This window comes from Phenylobacterium sp., from assembly GCF_035475775.1.
In the GTDB taxonomy this organism is placed as follows: Bacteria; Pseudomonadota; Alphaproteobacteria; order Caulobacterales; family Caulobacteraceae; genus Phenylobacterium.
On sequence record NZ_DATIMC010000084.1, the window covers coordinates 1 to 18576 of the forward strand.

At 70.5% G+C, this 18576-nt stretch carries 19 protein-coding genes, 1 tRNA gene and 1 pseudogene; 12 read left to right on the forward strand and 9 right to left on the reverse strand.

From position 1 onward, the window contains the following. The coding region (locus VLI41_RS10650; protein ID WP_325268054.1) for an alpha-ketoglutarate-dependent dioxygenase AlkB at window positions 1-471 on the reverse strand (471 nt) is incomplete at its 3' end. A gap of 85 nt (window positions 472-556) precedes the next feature. On the opposite strand from VLI41_RS10650, the gene VLI41_RS10655 reads away from it, so the two are divergent. Further along, window positions 557-1297 (forward strand): DUF6065 family protein, encoded by a 741-nt coding sequence (locus VLI41_RS10655; protein ID WP_325268055.1) that lies wholly within the window; start codon window positions 557-559, stop codon window positions 1295-1297. 155 nt (window positions 1298-1452) lie between these two features. On the opposite strand, the gene VLI41_RS10660 is transcribed toward VLI41_RS10655, so the two are convergent. Both VLI41_RS10660 and VLI41_RS10665 read right to left on the reverse strand, forming a co-directional pair. Continuing rightward, the gene (locus VLI41_RS10660; RefSeq protein WP_325268056.1) at window positions 1453-2229 is read right to left on the reverse strand and encodes an alpha/beta hydrolase; all 777 of its coding nucleotides are present in this window, start codon (window positions 2227-2229) and stop codon (window positions 1453-1455) included. 13 nt (window positions 2230-2242) lie between these two features. Then, a complete protein-coding gene (locus VLI41_RS10665; protein WP_325268057.1) occupies window positions 2243-3499 on the reverse strand; it encodes an LLM class flavin-dependent oxidoreductase in 1257 nt (418 codons plus the stop codon). 177 nt (window positions 3500-3676) lie between these two features. Here VLI41_RS10665 and VLI41_RS10670 point away from each other — a divergent pair. From VLI41_RS10670 to VLI41_RS10685, 4 genes and pseudogenes are all read left to right on the forward strand, one after another. Beyond that, window positions 3677-4158 (forward strand): annotated as a pseudogene (locus tag VLI41_RS10670) (Dps family protein). 6 nt (window positions 4159-4164) lie between these two features. Then, a complete protein-coding gene (locus VLI41_RS10675; RefSeq protein WP_325268058.1) occupies window positions 4165-4734 on the forward strand; it encodes an NUDIX hydrolase in 570 nt (189 codons plus the stop codon). A gap of 26 nt (window positions 4735-4760) precedes the next feature. Next, window positions 4761-5249: a nuclease gene (locus tag VLI41_RS10680; protein ID WP_325268059.1), complete on the forward strand. Its 489-nt coding sequence runs from the start codon at window positions 4761-4763 to the stop codon at window positions 5247-5249. A gap of 88 nt (window positions 5250-5337) precedes the next feature. Further along, a complete protein-coding gene (locus tag VLI41_RS10685; protein WP_325268060.1) occupies window positions 5338-7068 on the forward strand; it encodes an N-acyl-D-amino-acid deacylase family protein in 1731 nt (576 codons plus the stop codon). A gap of 6 nt (window positions 7069-7074) precedes the next feature. Here the strand turns inward: VLI41_RS10685 and VLI41_RS10690 are convergent, their stop codons facing one another. Beyond that, window positions 7075-7797 carry a GDSL-type esterase/lipase family protein gene (locus VLI41_RS10690; protein ID WP_325268061.1) on the reverse strand — a complete coding sequence of 241 codons (723 nt, stop codon included), beginning with the start codon at window positions 7795-7797 and terminating at the stop codon, window positions 7075-7077. Between the two features lie 100 nt (window positions 7798-7897). Here VLI41_RS10690 and VLI41_RS10695 point away from each other — a divergent pair, with 100 nt between their 5' ends. The 3 genes from VLI41_RS10695 (at window position 7898) to VLI41_RS10705 (ending at window position 10387) form a co-directional block, all read left to right on the forward strand. Next, window positions 7898-8299 (forward strand): hypothetical protein, encoded by a 402-nt coding sequence (locus tag VLI41_RS10695; RefSeq protein ID WP_325268062.1) that lies wholly within the window; start codon window positions 7898-7900, stop codon window positions 8297-8299. 138 nt (window positions 8300-8437) lie between these two features. Further along, window positions 8438-8710: an usg protein gene (locus VLI41_RS10700; protein WP_325268063.1), complete on the forward strand. Its 273-nt coding sequence runs from the start codon at window positions 8438-8440 to the stop codon at window positions 8708-8710. A gap of 63 nt (window positions 8711-8773) precedes the next feature. After that, window positions 8774-10387 (forward strand): peptide ABC transporter substrate-binding protein, encoded by a 1614-nt coding sequence (locus VLI41_RS10705; RefSeq protein WP_325268064.1) that lies wholly within the window; start codon window positions 8774-8776, stop codon window positions 10385-10387. 34 nt (window positions 10388-10421) lie between these two features. On the opposite strand, the gene VLI41_RS10710 is transcribed toward VLI41_RS10705, so the two are convergent. Next, window positions 10422-10736, reverse strand: a complete 315-nt coding sequence (locus VLI41_RS10710; RefSeq protein ID WP_325268065.1) for a glycine zipper domain-containing protein — start codon at window positions 10734-10736, stop codon at window positions 10422-10424. 191 nt (window positions 10737-10927) lie between these two features. Here VLI41_RS10710 and VLI41_RS10715 point away from each other — a divergent pair, with 191 nt between their 5' ends. Both VLI41_RS10715 and VLI41_RS10720 read left to right on the forward strand, forming a co-directional pair. Continuing rightward, entirely contained in the window at window positions 10928-11185 is a 258-nt protein-coding gene (locus VLI41_RS10715) for a GlsB/YeaQ/YmgE family stress response membrane protein (RefSeq protein WP_297693268.1), read from the forward strand. A gap of 191 nt (window positions 11186-11376) precedes the next feature. Beyond that, a complete protein-coding gene (locus VLI41_RS10720) occupies window positions 11377-11655 on the forward strand; it encodes a hypothetical protein (protein WP_325268066.1) in 279 nt (92 codons plus the stop codon). 15 nt (window positions 11656-11670) lie between these two features. Here VLI41_RS10720 and VLI41_RS10725 read toward each other — a convergent pair whose 3' ends face one another. Both VLI41_RS10725 and tcuA read right to left on the reverse strand, forming a co-directional pair. After that, complete coding sequence (locus VLI41_RS10725; protein ID WP_325268067.1) at window positions 11671-12288, reverse strand: M23 family metallopeptidase; 618 nt, start codon at window positions 12286-12288, stop codon at window positions 11671-11673. Between the two features lie 247 nt (window positions 12289-12535). After that, the gene (gene tcuA / locus VLI41_RS10730) at window positions 12536-14011 is read right to left on the reverse strand and encodes an FAD-dependent tricarballylate dehydrogenase TcuA (protein WP_325268068.1); all 1476 of its coding nucleotides are present in this window, start codon (window positions 14009-14011) and stop codon (window positions 12536-12538) included. Window positions 14012-14124: 113 nt separating this feature from the next. Between tcuA and VLI41_RS10735 the strand changes: the two genes are divergently transcribed. After that, entirely contained in the window at window positions 14125-17034 is a 2910-nt protein-coding gene (locus tag VLI41_RS10735; protein WP_325268069.1) for a hypothetical protein, read from the forward strand. On the opposite strand, the gene VLI41_RS10740 is transcribed toward VLI41_RS10735, so the two are convergent. Further along, window positions 17035-17496 carry a group III truncated hemoglobin gene (locus VLI41_RS10740; protein ID WP_325268070.1) on the reverse strand — a complete coding sequence of 154 codons (462 nt, stop codon included), beginning with the start codon at window positions 17494-17496 and terminating at the stop codon, window positions 17035-17037. A 211-nt stretch (window positions 17497-17707) separates the two neighbouring features. Between VLI41_RS10740 and VLI41_RS10745 the strand changes: the two genes are divergently transcribed. Then, window positions 17708-17797: transfer RNA gene (locus tag VLI41_RS10745), tRNA-Ser, on the forward strand. Window position 17798: 1 nt separating this feature from the next. Here the strand turns inward: VLI41_RS10745 and VLI41_RS10750 are convergent. Then, window positions 17799-18392, reverse strand: a complete 594-nt coding sequence (locus tag VLI41_RS10750; protein ID WP_325268071.1) for a hypothetical protein — start codon at window positions 18390-18392, stop codon at window positions 17799-17801. Between the last annotated feature and the right edge of the window lie 184 nt (window positions 18393-18576).

The following is an 18576-nucleotide window of genomic DNA, read 5'->3' on the forward strand; positions in this document are numbered from 1 at the left end:
CGCGAGCGTGATCGTCCGGCGCTCGAAGCCTTGCGGGGTGCGCCGCCGCATGCGGAAGGCGCAGGGCGCGAGCAGCGAGATTCCCACCACCTCGGCGAACACCGGCCGGTCGCGATGCCAGCCGATCGGGGCGCCGGGCTCATACTTGTTGATCAGCACCTGCTGCATCTCCTCCGGCGCGTGGCCGGCGAGCGCGGCGGCCCGGGCCCGGAGCGGCGCGAGCTCGGGCGGCAGGTCGTCGGCCTTCTCGAGGCGGGTGCGGTTGAAGTCGTATTTCCAGCCGAACGAGACCACCTGGCGGCGACCCTCGTAGCCGCGGAACTGGAACGGCTCGAAGGCCAGCGCGGCGAGCCAGGCCGCAAGCTCGGCCTCCTCCTCAGGCGTGACGAACTCCGGCCGATAGGCCATGCCTTCGGGCAGCTCCGGCGCGAGCTCGAACAGTCCGGGCTGCTGGGCGGCGGCTTTGGCCATGGCTGGATCCTAACGCTGCTGCCAGGCGTCACGATGCTAGGATCGCGGCGTTGAAACGCGGGCGGAATGAGGCAGGGTAGGACGCATGCAGCTGGAATGCTTCACGACCATGGCCGAGCCGCCGAAGATGATCCCCGGCCGGCCCGAGCGGAAGTGGATGGACGGCTTCGCCGGCCGCGCGCCCTATCGCTGCCTGCCGCTCACCATGGCCAACACCACCGGCTGGGAGATCCTCTGCCCGTTCGGCTTCACCGCCGAGTGGAACGGCGGGGCGGGCGTGGACGCCATCCGCATCCTCCCGGACCCGCCGCTCAAGGACGCGGGCCACGTCGTGATGTCCCACTTCGCCTATGGGACGCTGACCTTCCACACCGGCTACCTGTTCCGCACCCAGCCCGGTTGGGCCGTGCTGGCGGGCGGGCCGCCGAACCACGTCAAGCACGGCATCCAGCCGCTCACCGGCCTGGTCGAGACCGACTGGCTGCCCTTCCCGTTCACCATGAACTGGCTGTTCACGGCGCCGGGGCGCATCCGCTTCGAGAAGGACGAGCCGTTCTGCTTCATCAACGTCGTGGAGCACAACAGGCTGGAGCGCGTCGAGCCGGTGATCCGCGCGCTCGACAGCGAGCCCGAGCTGAAGCGGGAATACGAGACCTGGTCCAGCTCGCGCGCCGAGTTCAACCAGCAGCTCAAGGCGGGCGATCCCGAAGCGCTCAAGCGCTCCTGGCAGAAGTTCTACTTTCGCGGCGAGACGCTGGAGGGCGGCAAGGTCGCGAGCCATGTCAACAAGCGCCGCCTGAAGGCACCCGAGCCGAAAGAGGGCTGACGCACAGTCACCTTCCCCCGGAACGGGGGAAACCGGCCCGTCGTGCGAAGCACGCGTGGCCAATGGGGGAAGAGGGACCCCTTCTCTTCAATCCCCAATGTCGGCCGCGCCTGCGGCGCGTCGCCGACATTTCCCCCTGGAAGGGAGAAGGAAGTTCAGCCGAGCCTGCCCACCGCCTCCGCCACCGCCTGGGCCTTCTCGACGATGACCATGTGGCCGGCCTCGGGGATCGAGACCAGCTCGCAGGAGCCGATCCCCTTCTTGAAGGCGTGGGCGTAGGTGGGCGGGATCAGCTTGTCGGAATCGCCCCAGACCAGCACCGTGCGCGCCTTGATCCGGTAGAGCCGGGAGGCCAGCCCCCGCTCCGGGATCGGGAACAGGATGCGACCGGCCATGCCGAGCTGGCGGGCGTTGGTGACCAGGTAGGTCTGCAGGAAGTTCGGGTCCTCGACGTTGCGGTTGGCCGTCAGGATCGCCGCGCCCGCCTCGGCGTCGTGGAACAGCAGCGCCGGCATCTCGTAGGGCAGGATGGTGAACAGATCGACGATCGGATGGGCGTCGTCCCACAGGCCGGCCGGGGCGATCAGCGCCAGCCGCGAGACGTCGTTGGGCTGGATCGCCGCCATCTCGGCCGCGATCATGCCGCCCATCGAGTGGCCGACGAGGATCGGATCTTTCAGGCCGAGGGCCTCCACCACGTCCCAGGTGTGCAGGGTGAAATCCAGCATGTCGCGGATCTCTGGCGCTTCGGCGCTGTCGCCGTAGCCGGGCACCAGCGGCGCATAGACGTGGTGCGACTTCGCGAGCGCCTCGAGGAACGGATCTTCGGGCGTCACGCCGCCGGCGCCGTGCAGGAAAACGAGGTCGGGGCCCGAGCCGCCCTCGACGTAGCGGACCGGGACGTGCGGGGTCTGGACGGTCTTGAGCTCCATGATCGTCGTCTCCTCACTCGGCCGGGATCGGGGCGCGGACCGGCTCGGCGGGCAGCGAACCCGGCTTCACCTGCTTGATCGGGTGGCACCAGAAGCGCTCGTCGTCCGCGTAGTCGGGGAACAGGTTCCTGAGCTTCGGCATCACCTTCTCGGCGAACAGCTTGGTCGAGTACATGCACTTCTCGGCCGGCATGTTCCCGACATGCATCAGGCAGAAGAGATTGCCGACGTGCAGCCCCTTGGCCAGCTCCTCGATGCGCTGGCGCACGGTCTCGGGCGAGCCGGCGATCACGTGGCCGCCCTCGGTCAGGTCCTTCCAGGTGAGCTCGGCGAAGCCCTGCGGGCGGCCATATTGCGACAGCGCGCCCGACTGGATGGTCTTGATCGTGCGGTAGCCGGGCGCATCGGCGAAGCCCGGATAGACGTGAAGGCAGCGGTTGTAGAAGTAGTCGATGTGGGGGGCGTAGAGGCGCTCGGCCTCCTCGTCGGTCTCGGCGACGCAGATCGTCTGGGCGAAGCCCGCGCGATACGGGCTCTTGTCCGGCGCGCCGCGCTCCTCCACCCGCCTCCAGTAGCCGTCCATCAGCGCCTTGGCGCGCAGGTAGCCGGTGAAGCTGAGGTAGGAATACGAGTAGGTGTTGTCGATGCAGAAATCGTAGGTCTCGACCGAGCCGCCGCCCGGGATGTGCACCGGCGGATGCGGCTGCTGGATGGGCCGCGGCCAGATGTTGACGTGGCGCAGCTTGTTGTAGCGGCCGTTGAAGGCGAACGGCTCGCGGCTCGTCCAGGCCTTGATGATCAGCTCGTGCGCCTCGGCGTACTTCTCCCGCGTCAGCGAGGGGATCTGGCCGTAGCAGTAGTTGGTGTCCATCGAGGTGCCGACCGGGAAGCCGGCCACCAGCCGCCCGCCCGAGATGCAGTCCAGCATCGCGAACTCCTCGGCCACCCGGACGGGCGGGTTGTAGAGGGCGATGGAGTTGCCCAGCACCACGAGCGCGGTGTCCTGGGTGCGGCGCGCCAGGCCCGCGGCGATGATGTTGGGCGAGGGCATGATGCCGTAGCCGTTCTGGTGATGCTCGTTCACCCCGATGCCGTCGAAGCCGAGGCTGCCGGCGTATTCCAGGAGGTCCATGTAGCGGTTGTAGACCTCGTGGCTCTTCACGGGGTCGAACAGGCGCTGGTCGATGTCGACCCAGACCGAACGGTTCTTCTCGCGGAAGTCGTCCGGCAGATAGGGCCAGGGCATCAGGTTGAACCAGGTGAACTTCATGGGCTCCTCCCGGGCCGCCTCGCGGGGCGGTCCACTGAACGACGATAACCCAATGTCCGGCGGCGCCAAGCCGACTCGTACATAGGCTGGCTCTATCCGATTCCGTGGAAACATCGATTGGACCTGGAGCGCGCCGGGGCCGACAAGCAGGTCTCATCCCCAGACGGAGGACGGGCCATGGCCGACGACATCAACATCGGGATCGAGACGGGCGCGCGCGCGAAGATCGCCGAGGGCCTGTCGCGGTTGCTGGCGGACACCTACGCGGTCTATCTGAAGACCCACGGCTATCACTGGAACGTGGAGGGGCCGAACTTCGCGGCGCTGCACCAGCTGTTCATGGCGCAATACACCGAGATCTGGACGGCGATCGACCTGGTGGCCGAGCGCATCCGCGCGCTGGGCGCGCCTATGCGCCGCAGGGCTATGGCGCCTTCGGGCGGCTCTCGGGCGTCAAGGACGGCGATCCGGAGCAGGGCGCCGAGGCCATGCTCGCCGAGCTGGTCCGCGACCACGAGACGCTCGTCGCGACCGCCCGCGCCGCCCGCCAGGCGGCGGAGGCCGAAGGCGACGACGTCACCGCCAGCCTGATCGACGACCGCATCGATGCGCACGAGAAGCACGCCTGGATGCTGCGCGCGAGCCTCGGGCGGCGCTGAGACGGCATGCCCGTCGAGATCAGACGGGTCGAGACCGTCTACCGGGGCTACGTCACGCTGATGGTGGCGACGCTCGCGATGGAGGACGGCTCGACCTTCACGCGCGAGATCGAGGACCACGGGCGGGCGGTCGCGGTCTTGCCCTACGACCCCCTGCGGCGCTGCGCGCTCATGGTCAGGCTGCCGCGCGCCCCGGCGGCCTGGGCCGACGGTCCGCCCGAGCTCACCGAGGCGCCTGCCGGCATGGTCGAGGACGAGACGGCCGAGGCCACCGCGCGGCGGGAGGCTCTGGAGGAGGCCGGCGTGCGGCTGGGCGCCCTCGAGCCGGTGGCCTCGCCGTTCGCCTCGCCGGGCGTCTCGACCGAGCGCATCCAGCTGTTCCTGGCCCCCTACGCGGCCGCCGACCGGGTCGCGCCGGGCGGCGGCCACGCCCACGAGCACGAGCACATCACGGTGGTGGAGGCGGGGCTGGACGAGCTTTGGCGCCGGGTGGAGGCCGACGACATCCTCGACATGAAGACGCTCGTCCTGCTCCTGGCCCTCAGGCTCAGGCGGCCGGAGCTGTTTGAGGCTTAGGTCCGCTGGGTTAGAAGCGCCGCCGTATGACGCCCTTCCGCGCCTTGCTGTTCCCCCTTGCCCTGGCGCTCGCGCTCGCCGGCTGCGGCCGCGCGCCGGAGCCCCGGCCGGCGGCCGCGCCGCCGGCGCCGCTTTCCGAGCGCGTCAAGGTGCTGAACGGCGACGTGCTGACGGTGGACGGCGAGGATCTGAGGCTGGCCGACGCCTACGCCCCGCAGCCCATCCCGGACGCGCGCTGCTGGGCCGAGGCGCTGGCGGCCAGGGAGGCGGCGGGGGAGCTCAGGACGCTGATCGCCGAGGGGCGCGCGATCACCGTCAAGCGCACCGGCCAGCGCGACGAATACAACCGCGCCCTGGCCTATGTGACCCTCGACCGGCTGGACCTCGGCGACACGCTCTACGCCATGGGCCTGGCCGCGCGGCGCGGCCAGGCGCGGTTCCGCTGGTGCGCGGGGTTCAGCGAGGAGACCGCCGGCGCGCCCACCCTGCAGTCTCTGATGGGTGCGGGCCGCTGAGGCCGGTTCGCAAATCCGCTGGCCTTTCCCCCGCGGCGCCGCAGTATCGTGGGCGCGAACGCCTGGAGCGACGGGCGGGGAGGACGAGATGCGAGACCTGATCATCCGCGGCGGGACCATCGTCGACGGCGCGGGCGGCGAGCCCTTCGTGGGCGACATCGCCATCCAGGGCGACCGGATCGTGGAGGTGGGCGAGGTCTCAGGATCGGCGCGCCGCGAGATCGACGCCGCCGGCATGGTGGTGACCCCGGGCTGGGTCGACATCCACACCCACTACGACGGCCAGGCGACCTGGGATGCCCTGCTCGCGCCCTCCAGCTGGCACGGCGTGACCACCGCGGTGATGGGCAACTGCGGCGTGGGCTTCGCCCCGGTCAGGCCCGGCGCCGAGCAGTTCCTGATCGAGCTGATGGAAGGGGTGGAGGACATCCCCGGCTCGGCCCTCGCCGAGGGCATCGACTGGAAGTGGGAGAGCTTCCCCGAATACCTCGATGCGCTGGAAGCCAAGCCGCGGGCCATCGACGTGGGGACGCATGTCCCGCACGGGGCGATCCGCGCCTATGTGCTGGGCGAGCGGTGCAACACCGACTACGAGCCGAACGCGGCCGAGATCGCCGAGATGGCCGCGCTGGTGCGCGCAGGGGTCATGGCCGGCGCGCTCGGCTTCTCCACCTCGCGGACCCTGCTGCACAAGGACAAGAAAGGCGTCCACGTGCCGGGCACCTTCGCGGGCTCCGACGAGATGCTGGCGCTGGGCCTGGCGATGAAGGGCCTGACGCACGGCGTCTTCGAGATGGTCTCCGACCACCTGGGCGAGGATGACGAGTGGGCCTGGGTCAAGGATTTCGCCCATCAAACCGGGCTGCCGGTCACCCTCGTCGCCACCTCGGCCGGCGCCTACGAGGGCGACAAGATGTACAACATCGCCGAGGAGGCCCGCGCCCAGGGCATGGACATCCGGCCGCAGATCGCCGGGCGGCCCACCGGCATCCTCCACGGGCTGACCTCCAACTTCCACGTCTTCGCCGCCCACCCGACCTTCCGCCGCGAGATCGCCCACCTGCCGCTCGCGGAACGGCTGGTGGCGATGCGGCGGCCGGAGATCCGCGCCGCCCTGCTCTCGGAGGAGAGCGCGATGCGCGCCGGGGTCATGGCCCGCGGCGCCGAGGAGCTGCTCTGGCGCGTGTTCCCGCTGGGCGAGGAGCCGAACTACGAGCCGGACCGCGAGCAGAGCGTGAGCGGCCTGGCCGAGGCCGCCGGCGTCGCGCCGCTGGAGATGATGTACGAGCTGCTGCTGCGCGATGGCGGGCGCGAGCTGTTCTACCAGCCGCTCGGGGCCTACCAGACCTACAACTTCGATTTCTTCCGCAAGAACATGCAGCACCCGAACGTGCTGTTCGGGCTTTCCGACGGCGGCGCCCACTGCGGGGTGATCGCCGACGCCGGCATGCCGACCTTCATCCTGACCCACTGGGCGCGCGACCGGGTCAAGGGCGACAGGTTCCCGCTGCCGTTCCTGGTCAAGAAACTGACCAGCGACACCGCCCGCGCCTATGGCCTCAACGACCGCGGCCAGCTGAAGCCGGGGCTTCTGGCCGACCTCAACGTCATCGACTTCCAGGCGCTGCGGCTGCACCGGCCCGTCGCCGTCGAGGACCTGCCGGCCGGCGGCCGCCGCCTGGTGCAAAGGGCGGAGGGCTATCGCTACACGGTGAAGTCCGGCGAAGTGACCTTCGAGGATGGCGAGCCCACCGGCGCCCTGCCGGGCCGTCTGGTCCGCGGCGGCCGCGAGGCGGTGATCCTGCAGGCCGCCGAGTAGGGGCCGCTAGCCCTTGCAGCGAGGCGGCCGCCTGGCCTCTTCCAGGAGGGCCGGGCGGATGATGGACGTCCAGATGGCGTAGCCGTCCGCGGTCATGTGCAGCCGGTCGGGGCGGTAGATGTCCTTCGGCTGGCCGCCCTGCAGCATGGCCGGGACCACGTCGATGAAGCGCAGGTCCTTGCGGCGGGCGGTCATGGCTCGGATCTCGGCGTTGGCCTGCGCCTGCAGGTCGAGTTGGGCGAAACGCAGCTTCGAGGGCTTCAGCGAGACGAAATAGACCGGGGTCGCGCCGAGCGCCTTGGTCTTCAGGTCCATGAACCTCGCGAAGTCGGCCGCCACCTGGTCAGGGGTCGTGCCGGCGGCGATGTCGTTCTCGCCGGCGTAGAAGACGATGGCGCGCGGACGGTAGGGCGCCACCACCCGGTCGAAATAATAGTCGACGTCGGAGATCTCCGAACCGCCGAAGCCGCGGTTGATCACCGGCAGCGGCGCCATGTCCCTGTCCAGGCTCGACCAGAAGCGGATCGACGACGAGCCGGTGAACAGGAAGCCGCACGGCGGCGGCTTTTGCCGGGCGTCGGCCGCGGCGAAGGCGGCGATCTCGGGGGCGAACCGCTCCGGCCCCCGCGATTGGGCGGCGGTGGGCGCGGCGGGCCTGGCGGCCGGCTGCGCCAGGGCCGGCGCCGCGAGCGCCGCGACGGCGGCCAGGACGATGTGGGCGATGCGCATTGGACCCTCCCCGGGATGGGGCGGAGACTAGCGCGAGCGCGCGCCGGCGCCAGCCGGAACCGCACCCGGCGGGCCCGGTTGAGGCAAACGAGAGGTTGGGATGGCGAACGACGGCGATCGCGCAGGCCGCAATCCGGGCTTCGTCGGCTGGGCCCTGGACCGGAACCAGCGCGAGGCGCTCCTGAAGCGGCTGCCGCCGCGCTACGCCGAGGTGATCGCCGACCACGTGACCCTGAAGTTCGGCGACTCCGAGGGCCTCGTCCCCACCGACACCTGGGGCGACATCGTCGGCGAGGCCGACGACGGGGCGGGAGTCCAGGCCATGGTGGTGGCGATCCGCGGGACCACCGAACGGCCGGACGGCTCGACCTATCACATCACCTGGTCGCTCGCGCCCGACCGCCAAGCCAAGGAGAGCAACGACGTGATCGCCGCGCGCGGCTGGCGGGCGTTTCCGGAGCCGGTCCGGGTCACGCTCCGGCCCAAGGCCTTCCGCGGCTGACGGCGAGGCTGGCAGCAATCCTCGCGGTCGAGTGATAAGACGCTGATTTTAAGGAACAATTTTCCGAATCATGCATAACCTTAGGCTGCGCGGCCGCTGCGCGGTCGCCCTTCGGATCAACAGCGCCGAGGTTGCTCGATGTTGGCGTCGCCCGAGTTTCGCAAGCAGCTCGAGGGTTACGGCCTGACCACCGCCGAAATCCTCTACCGGATGCCCGACCATCCGAGCCTGCTGCAAAGCTATATCTGGCAGGACTACGACCTGTGCCCCGATTTCCCGGTGCTCCGGAAATTCCTGGACTTCTGGGCCCATACGCTGGACGGGCCGCTGTTCAAGGTGACGGTCGGCCATTGCAAGCTGATCAAGCCCGCCGAGCTGAAGGCGCTGGGGGCCGAGTTCAGGCTGCACTAGCCGGCTCGACAAGACCGCGGTCCCGATGCGTGATGGCGGATCCGACACGCGAGGTCCGCCCGCTTGCCCAAGCTTCCGCCGCTCCTTCTCGCCCTCGCCGCCGCCGCCGCCCTGACGCTCGCCGGCTGCCATGGCAAGCCGCAGCGCCCGCCCTGTCCGGCCGGCCAGAAGTGCCTGGAGTTCGGCCTCGCCTCCGAGCCCGCCACCCTCGATTCCCAGAGAGCCAACACCGTCACCGAGTCCTGGGTGATCGGCGACATGATGGAAGGCCTCACCACCGACGGCCCCGACGCCAGCCCGGTCCCCGGCGGGGCGACCTCATGGGAGACCAGCCCCGACGGCCTGGTCTGGACCTTTCACCTGCGGCGCAACGCCCGCTGGTCCGACGGGACGCCGGTCACCGCCGACGACTACGTGTTCGGCCTGCAGCGTCTGCTCGATCCGCGGACCGCCTCGATCTACGCCTACCTCGCCTACGTTATCAAAGGCGCGCAGCCGATCAGCGAGGGCAAGGCGCCCCCGGAGAGCCTCGGGGCGAAGGCGCTCGACCGCTACACCGTGCAGCTCACCCTCGAGCACCCTGCGCCGTACCTGCTCGAGCTCACGAAGCACCAGAGCTTCTATCCGGCCCCCCGGCACGCGGTGGCGAAGTACGGCGACGGCTGGGTGGCGCCGGGGCGATACGTCTCGAACGGAGCCTACAAACTGGTCTCCTGGAACCTCGGCGACCACATCACCCTCGCCAAGAACCCCTATTTCCACGATGCCGGCCACGTCTGCCTGGACCGCGTGGACTATTTCCAGACGCCTGACGCGATCGCCGCCGAGCGGCGGGTGCAGCGCGGCGAGCTCGACATCAGCAACACCTTCCAGTCCAACCGGATCGACCGCCTGCGCCAGGTGATGCCCGGCTACGTGCACACCCACACGGTGCTGGCCACCAGCTACCTGTCGCTCAACACCCGCGACGTGAAGCCGTTCAAGGACGTCCGGGTCCGCCGGGCGCTCTCGGAATCGCTCGACCGCGACTTCATGACCGCCAAGCTGATGCGTGCGGGCCAGCGGCCGGCCTACGCCTTCGTGCCCCCCGGGACGGCGAACTACCCGTTCGGGCCAAAGACCCGGTGGGCGAACGCCTCGTTTGCTCAGCGGCAGATCGAGGCCAGGGCGCTGCTCGCCCAGGCGGGCTTCACACCCGCCCACCCGCTGAAATTCCAGCTCAAGACCACCAACAACAGCGAGAGCCTGCTCCTGGCCGAAGCCATCCAGGCCGACTGGCGCGCGGTCGGCATCGAGGTCTCGATCCTGCAGAACGACGCGCCGGTGGCGTTCGCCGCCTTCGCCAACCGCGACTTCGACGTCGGCACCATGGCCTGGTACGGCGACTTCAACGATCCGATGACCTTCCTGGGCCTGCTGAAGTCCGACGTGGGCGCGCAGAACTACGGCGACTACAGGAACCCCGCCTACGACGCCCTGCTGGGCGAAGCCGACCGCGAGCCCGACGCGTCGCGCCGCGGCCAGATCCTGGCCCGCGCCGAGCAGATCATGCTCGACGACGAGGGAATCGCGCCGCTCTTCTACACGGTGGGCCGCGCGCTGGTCGATCCGAGGATCACCGGCTGGGTGGACAATTCCGAGAACTGGCACCGCACCCGCTGGCTGTGCCGCAGGTGAGCGCCCGCGCGGCTGGGCGCGGGCGCTGTCCGTCTCAGCGGTAGCGCCGATACTCGTAGTGGCAGCGCTCCCTGCCGTTGTGCTTGGCGATCTGGTGGCCCGCCACGGCGCCGACGCCGGCGCCGATCAGGGTGCCGCCGAGCTTGCCGCCATGATGCGAGACGGCGTTGCCCAGGAGACCGCCGGTGACGGCCCCGACCGCGGTGCCGGTGTTGCGGGCATGACGGCTCGCGCCGCAGACCAGGACCCGGTGCGTGTGCGGCGGTTGGGCCTGGGCGACCAGCGGCGCGGCCGAGAGGCTCAGGCCGGCCAGCGCCAGGGTCGCAGAGGCGATCAGCTTATTGCGCAAGGGTGGTTTCTCCTTCCGTTGCGGCGACACGCTCGGGCCATAGAACCCCTGCGCACGCCCAAGGTTGCTCCTCCGGTCCGCCTGCCGGGCCGCAAGGGAGCTGCGGAACCGAATCCCGAGTCCCGGGCTTTTTTCGGGCATCGCCGGCCAAGGAACTCCTGTCCCCGAGCCGGCGCCACTGGAGAAACGCTATGTCAGTTCTTGCCTGGATCGTTCTGGGCCTCATCGCCGGCTTCATCGCCAGCAAGCTCGTGAACCGGACGGGCGGCAGCCTGGTCTGGGACCTCGTGCTGGGCGTGATCGGCGCCTTCGTGGGCGGGTTCCTGTTCACCCGCTTCGGCGCCGCCGGCGTAAGCGGCCTCAACATCTATTCGATCCTCGTGGCCATCATCGGCGCCGTGGTGGTGCTGTTCATCTACCACGCCCTGGTCGGCCGCCGGGCCCTGTAACCCGCGGATCTCCGGTCACCCGGAGCCCGAGGAGAAAGCGCCAAGCCCCGCCCGAGTACGGCGGGGCTTTTCTTTGCGGCCCGAAGCATCGGCTCGCCAGGCGCATGACCGGGCGCCGTCGCGACGGAAGCCGGCGGAACGCCGAGCCTGGGCCGCCGGTTGGCGCTGCGTCGACCGCAAAGGAGGCGCCGATGGCTGAGGACATCCGCAAACGCGAGACCCGCGCGGGGCCGCAAACCGCCGGCGGCGATGGCGCAGCCTACGGCTCCGGCTATGGCGCGGGCGGGCTGGGCTCGGGCGGCGACCGGGCGGACGGCGGCGAGGCCGGCGCGAACCGCGACGCCTGGGATGCGCCCGGTGTCACGGCGGACGGGCATCGGACCGGCTCGCCCGACGACGGCCCACGCACGGCGGTGGACGGCGAAGGCGAACCCGATCCTGACCGTGGTGAGGACGGCGAAGGCCGCTGAGGCTGCGGACGGACCTCAGTTCATGCCCGCCGCGGCGCCGGCGTCGTCCCGGCGGGCGAGGATCACCGTCTGGGCGTCGATCTTGCTGCCGGATTCGGCGAGCTCCAGGTGGATGTGATCGGTGATGCCGCCATAGCGCGCCTGCAGGCTGTGGGCCGTCCCGATCGGCCGGCCGAGCGCCACGCTGTCGCCCACCTCGACGGCGGGATCCACGTAGAACACCCGCGCCTCGAGATGCAGGGCGGGGTTGTCGATCTCCACGTACTTGAAGCGCGCATCGCCCGGGTAGGCGTAGCCGATTTTCGAGACGTAGCCGGAGATCGGCGCGACCACCGTCTGGCCGGCGCGAGAATCGTAGTCCACGCCTTCGTGGGCGCGGGCGCCGCCGTCGCGCCGGGCATGGAAGTAGCCATCGCCGAAGGCGTCGTGGCCGCGGGGCGCCTCGCCCGTGGGATTGGCGAAGTCCGGCGCGCCGTCGCCGTCGAGATCGGCGCCTTCCCACATGGGCCCGCGGTCAGCGCGTCGGAGCGCCGCCGGTTGCGGCGCGGCGAGGGGAATCGGCAGGATGGCCGCCGGCGGCGCCGGGCGCGGCGCGCGCGCCGTGGCGTCGGCGAGGCCGGCGGAAAGCACCATGGCTCCCAGGGCGAACGCAAGGACACCCGGGCCGCCGAGCGCGTGAAGCCCGTTATGGATCAGATGAACAAGCTCGGCTCTAGGAGGAAGGCTCGGGCGCATGCCTGGCTACATGGCGCAGGACCGAATTTGTACTAATGCGTCATCTCGCCGCTAGTGATTCACCCATTCGGGATATCGACCTGAATTCTCCTATTCTATGCGCGTAGGCCGCTTTGCTTCCGAGCTCTGCTGTACGACGCGAGCGTCAGGCCTGCGCCGCCCGCCCCGCGCTCGCGCCCGCGATGCGGCCGAAGACCGCCCCGGCCATCAGGCCCGTCCCGCCCGGGTAGTTCTCGTAGAACAGGCCGCCCACCAGCTCGCCGGCCGCGAACAGGCCGGGGATCGGGGCCAGGTCCACGTCCAGCACCTGGGCGCCGCGGCCGATGCGCAGGCCGCCGAAGGTGAAGGTTATGCCGCAGGTGACGGCGTAGGCCTCGAACGGCGGCTGATCGATCGGGTTGGCCCAGTTGGACTTGGGGATCGCCAGGCCTTCGGTGCGGCGGCCGTCCTTGACGTTGGGATCGAAGGCGACCTCGGTGCGCACCGCGGCGTTGTAGGCGCGGATGGTGGCGAGCGCGGCGGCCGGGTCGACATCCTCGAGCTTGTCGCAGAGCGCCTCCAGCGTCTGCGCCGAGACCCTGGTCGCCTGCTTGATGCGGTACTCGTCGCGCAGCAGGTGGCGGACCTTGGCGTCGAACACCTGCCAGGCGAACTGGCGCGGCTGCCTCAGGATCTCGCGGCCGTACCGGGCGTAGGTGTAGTTGCGGAAGTCGGCGCCCTCGTCGACGAACCGCTCGCCGCGCGCGTTGAGCATGATCCCGAATGGATAGGAGTGCTTCTGGAAGCCGTCGCCGACCGCGAGCTCGCCGAACTCCGGGGCGTTGCGCTCCCAGGCGACCGCGTGGCAGCCGGACCACTGGCCTGCCGGCATGGCCCCGATCTCCAGCGCCATCTGGAGCCCGTCCCCGGTGTTGAACCGCGTGCCCCTGACCTTCGCCAGGTCCCAGCCGGGCCCGAGATACCGCGTGCGCCACTCGACGTTGGCCTGGAAGCCGCCGGCCGCCAGCACCACGGCCTTGGCGGCGATCTCGCGGGTGCGGCCGGCCTGCCTGACGCGCACGCCGCGCACGCCGCCATCGTCGGCGATCAGCGCGACGGCCCGCGCGCCGTAAGCCACCTCGATCCCCTGCGCGGCGGCGATGCGCGTCCAGGTCTCCACCAGCCCGGGCCCGCCGCCATGGGCCTCGACCGTGAGACCGCCCCAGAAGGTGAAGCGGCCATCGACCTGGAAGGCCTGGCGTCCCCAGATCGGCGCGAAGCGATGGCCGATCTGGGCCATCCACAGCATGGTCGCTCGCGAGCGGGTGACCAGCAGCTCGCAGAGCTCCGGGTCGGTCCGGTAGTCGGTGACGCGGCCCATGTCCTCGAAGAACTGGGCTTCGGGGTAGGCCCCGAAGTCGGTCCGGGCGACCTCGTCGTCGGTGAGGTCGGGCATCAGCCGCCTCAGGTCGTCGACGCCGCGGTAGGCGAAGCGCATGGCGCCGGCGGTGAAACGGCTGTTCCCGCCGGCCTCCTCGGCCGGGGCGCGTTCCAGCACCAGCACCGAGGCGCCGGCCTGGCGCGCCGCAACCGCTGCGGCGAAGGCCGCGTTGCCGCCGCCCACGATCACCACGTCCGCCATCCGAGCGACCTCCGCCGCGCCCTTGAAGCGGCGCGACTATAGCTTGCCAGGGCGCCGCACAAGGCGCCTAAGCTCCGGCGTCGGGCGAAGCGGGGAGTGCGGGGATGGAGGGCGTGAGACGGGCTGCTACGGCGGCGGCCGCTCTGGCGGGCGCCGTGCTGGGCGCAAGCGCGGCCGGGGCCGCGGACCTGTCGCGCGGCGAGCCCACGCCGACGGGCCAGGCGATCACGCCCGCCGCGGCGCCGGGCGCGGTCTTCCAGGCGCTCAATCCGGACCTGCCGGACAATCCGGGCTTCACGGCCGGCCAGGCCTCGGCGGTGGCGCTCTCGCCCAACGGCCGGACGCTGCTCATCCTGACCACCGGCTTCAACCGGATGCTCGGCGCCGACGGCAAGGCGATCCGGGACCAGTCCGACGAATACGTCTTCGTCTATGACGTGAGCGGCCGCGCGCCGGTGAAGCGCCAGGTGCTGCGGGTCGCGAACACCTTCCTGGGGTTGGCCTGGGCGCCGGCGGGCGACCGGTTCTACGTCTCCGGCGGCGTCGACGACGAGGTGATCGAGTTCACAGGCGCGCCGGGCGGGTTCAAGGCCGCGCGCAGCTTTCCGCTGGGCCACAAGGCGGGGCTCGGCCTGCTGGTCAAGCCCGAGGCGGCGGGCCTGGCGGTCAGCCCCGACGGCCGGCGGCTGCTGGTCGCCAACCTGCAGAACGACTCCGTCAGCCTGATCGATCTCGCGACCGGGCGCGTGACCGAGACGGACCTCAGGCCCGGCGTGCTCGATCCCAGGCGCAAGGGGGCGCCCGGGGGGACCTTCCCGCGAGCGGTCGCCTGGATCTCCAACGGCAAGGCCTATGTGGCGAGCGAGCGCGACCGGGAGGTCATCGCCCTGCGCCTCACCGCCAGGGGCGTTTCCGTCGGCGCGCGGATCAAGGTGCGCGGCCAGCCCGTCTTCCTGCTGCCCGCCGCCGCCGGCCGGCGGCTCTATGCGGCCATGGACAACACCGACGGCGTGGCGGTGATCGATCCCGCGGCGGACCGGCTGATCGAGCAGATCCCGACCGCCGCGCCTGCGGCGATCCTGGCCCGCACCGGTCCCCTGGGCGGCGCCGGCTCCAACAGCCTGGCGCTCTCGCCCGACCGCCGCACGCTGCTGGTCACCAACGGCGGCGAGAACGCGCTGGCCGTGATCCGCCTCTCCGATCGCGCGGCCGGCCTGACCGCACCGTCTGGGCCCCGCCGAAAGGGCGATGACGACGGCGCGCCGCGCGCCGCCGCCCGCTCGGAGGTGATCGGCCTGATCCCGACGGGCTGGTACCCCACGGCCGTCGCGGCGCGTCCGGACGGCGGCCAGGTCTACGTGGTCAACGGCAAGTCCAACCCCGGGCCGAACCCCGACGCCTGCCGCAACAACCTGTCGATCGCTCCCGACGCGCGGCACGCCTGCCAGGCGACCAACCACTACGTGTGGCAGCTGGAGAAGGCGGGCTTCCTCACGCTGCCCATGCCGCGGCCCGCCGAGCTCGCCGAGCTGACCCGCCAGGTGGCGGCCAACGACCACTTCCCGGGCACGCGCGACACCCGGGCGGCCGAGGCGGTGATGGCTGAGCTGCGCGGCAAGATCCATCACGTGATCTACATCGTGAAGGAGAACCGGACCTACGATCAGATCCTTGGCGATCTGGAGGTCGGCGACGGCGATCCGAAGCTGGCGGTGTTCGGCCGCACGATCACCCCCAACCAGCATGCGCTGGCCCGCGAGTTCGTCGACCTCGACACCTTCTTCGACAGCGGCGAGAGCTCCAACACCGGCTGGGACTGGACGACGGCGGCGCGGACCAACGACTGGACCGAGCGCGAGGCCCCGGTGAACTACGCCCAGCGCGGGCTGCAGTACGACCAGGAAGGCCCGAACCGGAACGTCAACGTGGGCTACGCGACCACGGCCGAACGGCTGAAGGTCAACCCGCTGACCCCCAACGATCCCGACGTGCTGCCGGGCACGGCGGATATCGCCGGGCTCGATGCGCCTCAGACGGCGAACGCCGGCTACATCTGGGACGGCGCGCTCCGGGCCGGGCTGTCGGTGCGCAACTGGGGCTTCTTCGGCGATCTCTCGCTCTACGAGCCGGACGCCGGCCCGGCGCAGATCCCGTTGGAGCGGGAGCCGTGGAAGACGCACCGGCAGGTGTTCTTCCCCGCCAAGGCCTCGCTGATGGCGATCACCGATCCCTATTTCCGCGGCTTCGACCAGGCGTTCCCCGACTACTGGCGGTTCAAGGAATGGGAGCGGGAATTCGACGGCTTCGCGAAGGCCGGCAAGGCCCCGAACCTGATGCTGGTGCGCCTGCCGCACGACCACACCGGCGACTTCAAGCGCGGCATCGACGGGCTGAACTCGGTGGAGACCGAGGTGGCGGACAACGACTACGCCGTGGGTCTGCTGGTCGAGAAGGTCGCCGCCAGCCCGTTCGCCAAGGACACGCTGATCTTCGTCCTCGAGGACGACGCCCAGGACGGGCCCGACCACGTCAACGCCCACCGCTCGGTGGCCTTCATCGTCGGCCCGTACGTCAGGAAGGGCGCGGTGGTGAAGACCCGCTACACCACCGTCAGCTTGGTCCGCACCATGGAGGACATCCTCGGGGTCAAGCCGAGCGGCCTGACCGACGGCCTCGCCTTGCCCATGGCCGACGTGTTCGATCCGAACGCCGCGCCGACCTGGAGCTACCGGGCGCGCATCGCTCCGGTGCTGAGGACCACCAAGCTGCCGCTGCCGCCCGCCCCCTCGGCGGCCACCGCCTGCACGGCCAGGCCGACACACGACGGCGCCTACTGGGCCAAGGCGATGGCCGGCCAGGATTTCACTCAGGAGGATCGGCTGGACACCGGCGCCTACAACCTGGCGCTCTGGAAAGGTCTGAAGGGCGATGCGCCCTATCCGGCGCAGCGCAGCGGACGCGACCTGCGGGCCAACCGCGCGGCCCTGCTGGCCAAGGTCAAGCTCGCGGGCTGCGCGTCCTAGCTAGGCGCCGGCGGAGCGCACGGGCGGCAGCTCGCCGCGGCTGGCGGCGATGCCGAGCTGCAGGCTCTGGCCGATCATCTCGGCCTTGGCGACGAACAGCGCGGCGGCCTCGGGCGGGCAGAGCTCGGCCGCGGTCTCGCGCCACAGGTGCAGCCAGCGGGCGAAGTGGGTCGGACGGACGCCCTCGATCCGCGTGTGCGCCGCCATCGGCGAGCCATGGAAGCGGCCGGTCATCAGCATCACCGACGACCAGAAGTCGCAGAGCTTGGCCAGGTGTTCGTCCCAGCCGTCGCCGATCACCCGGTTGAAGATCGGGCCCAGCGCCGGATCGCGGCGCGCCTTGCCGTAGAAGGCGTGCACCAGGTCGTGGATCATCGCCTCGGTCACGCCCGCCGGCGTGCCGGGCGCGAGCTGGGCGCGGCGCGCGGAGAGGGCCTTCACAGCCTCTGCATCTTTCGACATGCGATGCATCTGGGGAGCGCCCGCCCGCATCGCCAGACGACCGCCTGTCGCACGGGCGGCGCTCTTGCCTTCCCCCGCTCCGACGGCGCCCAGCTGATGCTCTACCCCCGCTGATCGCGCATCAAGGCGGGCTTGCGGCGGCGGGAGGCCTTGATTAGGTTCCGCCGCTCACTCGGCAGGCCCCTCGCTCCAGGCGGCCTCGCACCGGCTCGGAGAGGTGGCTGAGTGGTTGAAAGCACCGCACTCGAAATGCGGCATACTCGCAAGGGTATCGAGGGTTCGAATCCCTCCCTCTCCGCCACCTACTTCGCCTTGGCGGCGTAGGCCTGCTGCCTGGCCTTCACGTCGGCCGGCCAGTCGGGCAGCGGATTGCCCGGGGCGGGTCCGTTGGCCTTGATCTGCGGCTGGATGACGTATTCCTCATGGCAGGAGGTGCACTCCCCATAGAGGTCGGCCCCGGATTTGTAGACGCCGGCCTTGTCGTGCTTCTCGGCCGCCATCTTGGCGACGACGGCGAGCGCGCTCAGCTTCTGGGCATGCTGGTACCAGTCGCTGTCGGGACGATCGGGCAAATGCCGTGCGCGGCCCGGGAGCTGGAGCATGTTGCCCGCCTCGATCAGCGTGGCCGCGGCGCTCTCCAGCTTCTCCCAGCCCTCGTCGGTGGTCGGCGACAAGTCCTGCATCCCCTTGGCGGTCTCCACCGTGCCGGAGCCCCCCCAGTAGATGAACGACTGCGGGTCGACGACGTGGCCCATGAACTCGTCCATCGGCAGATCGGTGTTGAGCTTCGCCAAGGGCGAGAGCTGGATTCCGGATGGCTTCGGCGCGGCCGGCTTCTGCGGCGAGCAGGCGGCGAGCAGCATGGCGGCGGCGGCGAACACGGCGAGGCGTTGCAAATCGAATCCCCCAGGACGGACGTCAGGGAACGCCGATACTTTGCCAAGCCGGCTTCTGTCCGGTTAAGAACGGTGTCGGGGACGTTACAGGACGTTACAGCTTGGACCTTCGGCTCGATCAAGGCGACGTCGGCGCGCTGGCCGCGGAGCTCCGCCGCCGCGCGGCGCTGGGCCGCTCCGAGGG

Excerpts from the sequence above, each read along its gene's own strand:
- VLI41_RS10655 (WP_325268055.1), top strand. The coding sequence starts at position 557 with ATGCAGCTGGAATGCTTCACGACCATGGCCGAGCCGCCGAAGATGATC.
- tcuA (WP_325268068.1), bottom strand. The coding sequence starts at position 14,011 with ATGGCGGACGTGGTGATCGTGGGCGGCGGCAACGCGGCCTTCGCCGCA.
- VLI41_RS10700 (WP_325268063.1), top strand. The coding sequence starts at position 8,438 with ATGTTGGCGTCGCCCGAGTTTCGCAAGCAGCTCGAGGGTTACGGCCTG.
- VLI41_RS10690 (WP_325268061.1), bottom strand. The coding sequence starts at position 7,797 with ATGCGCATCGCCCACATCGTCCTGGCCGCCGTCGCGGCGCTCGCGGCG.
- VLI41_RS10680 (WP_325268059.1), top strand. The coding sequence starts at position 4,761 with ATGACGCCCTTCCGCGCCTTGCTGTTCCCCCTTGCCCTGGCGCTCGCG.
- VLI41_RS10725 (WP_325268067.1), bottom strand. The coding sequence starts at position 12,288 with ATGGTGCTTTCCGCCGGCCTCGCCGACGCCACGGCGCGCGCGCCGCGC.
- VLI41_RS10660 (WP_325268056.1), bottom strand. The coding sequence starts at position 2,229 with ATGGAGCTCAAGACCGTCCAGACCCCGCACGTCCCGGTCCGCTACGTC.
- VLI41_RS10740 (WP_325268070.1), bottom strand. The coding sequence starts at position 17,496 with ATGTCGAAAGATGCAGAGGCTGTGAAGGCCCTCTCCGCGCGCCGCGCC.
- VLI41_RS10720 (WP_325268066.1), top strand. The coding sequence starts at position 11,377 with ATGGCTGAGGACATCCGCAAACGCGAGACCCGCGCGGGGCCGCAAACC.
- VLI41_RS10715 (WP_297693268.1), top strand. The coding sequence starts at position 10,928 with ATGTCAGTTCTTGCCTGGATCGTTCTGGGCCTCATCGCCGGCTTCATC.
- VLI41_RS10675 (WP_325268058.1), top strand. The coding sequence starts at position 4,165 with ATGCCCGTCGAGATCAGACGGGTCGAGACCGTCTACCGGGGCTACGTC.
- VLI41_RS10665 (WP_325268057.1), bottom strand. The coding sequence starts at position 3,499 with ATGAAGTTCACCTGGTTCAACCTGATGCCCTGGCCCTATCTGCCGGAC.
- VLI41_RS10695 (WP_325268062.1), top strand. The coding sequence starts at position 7,898 with ATGGCGAACGACGGCGATCGCGCAGGCCGCAATCCGGGCTTCGTCGGC.
- VLI41_RS10685 (WP_325268060.1), top strand. The coding sequence starts at position 5,338 with ATGCGAGACCTGATCATCCGCGGCGGGACCATCGTCGACGGCGCGGGC.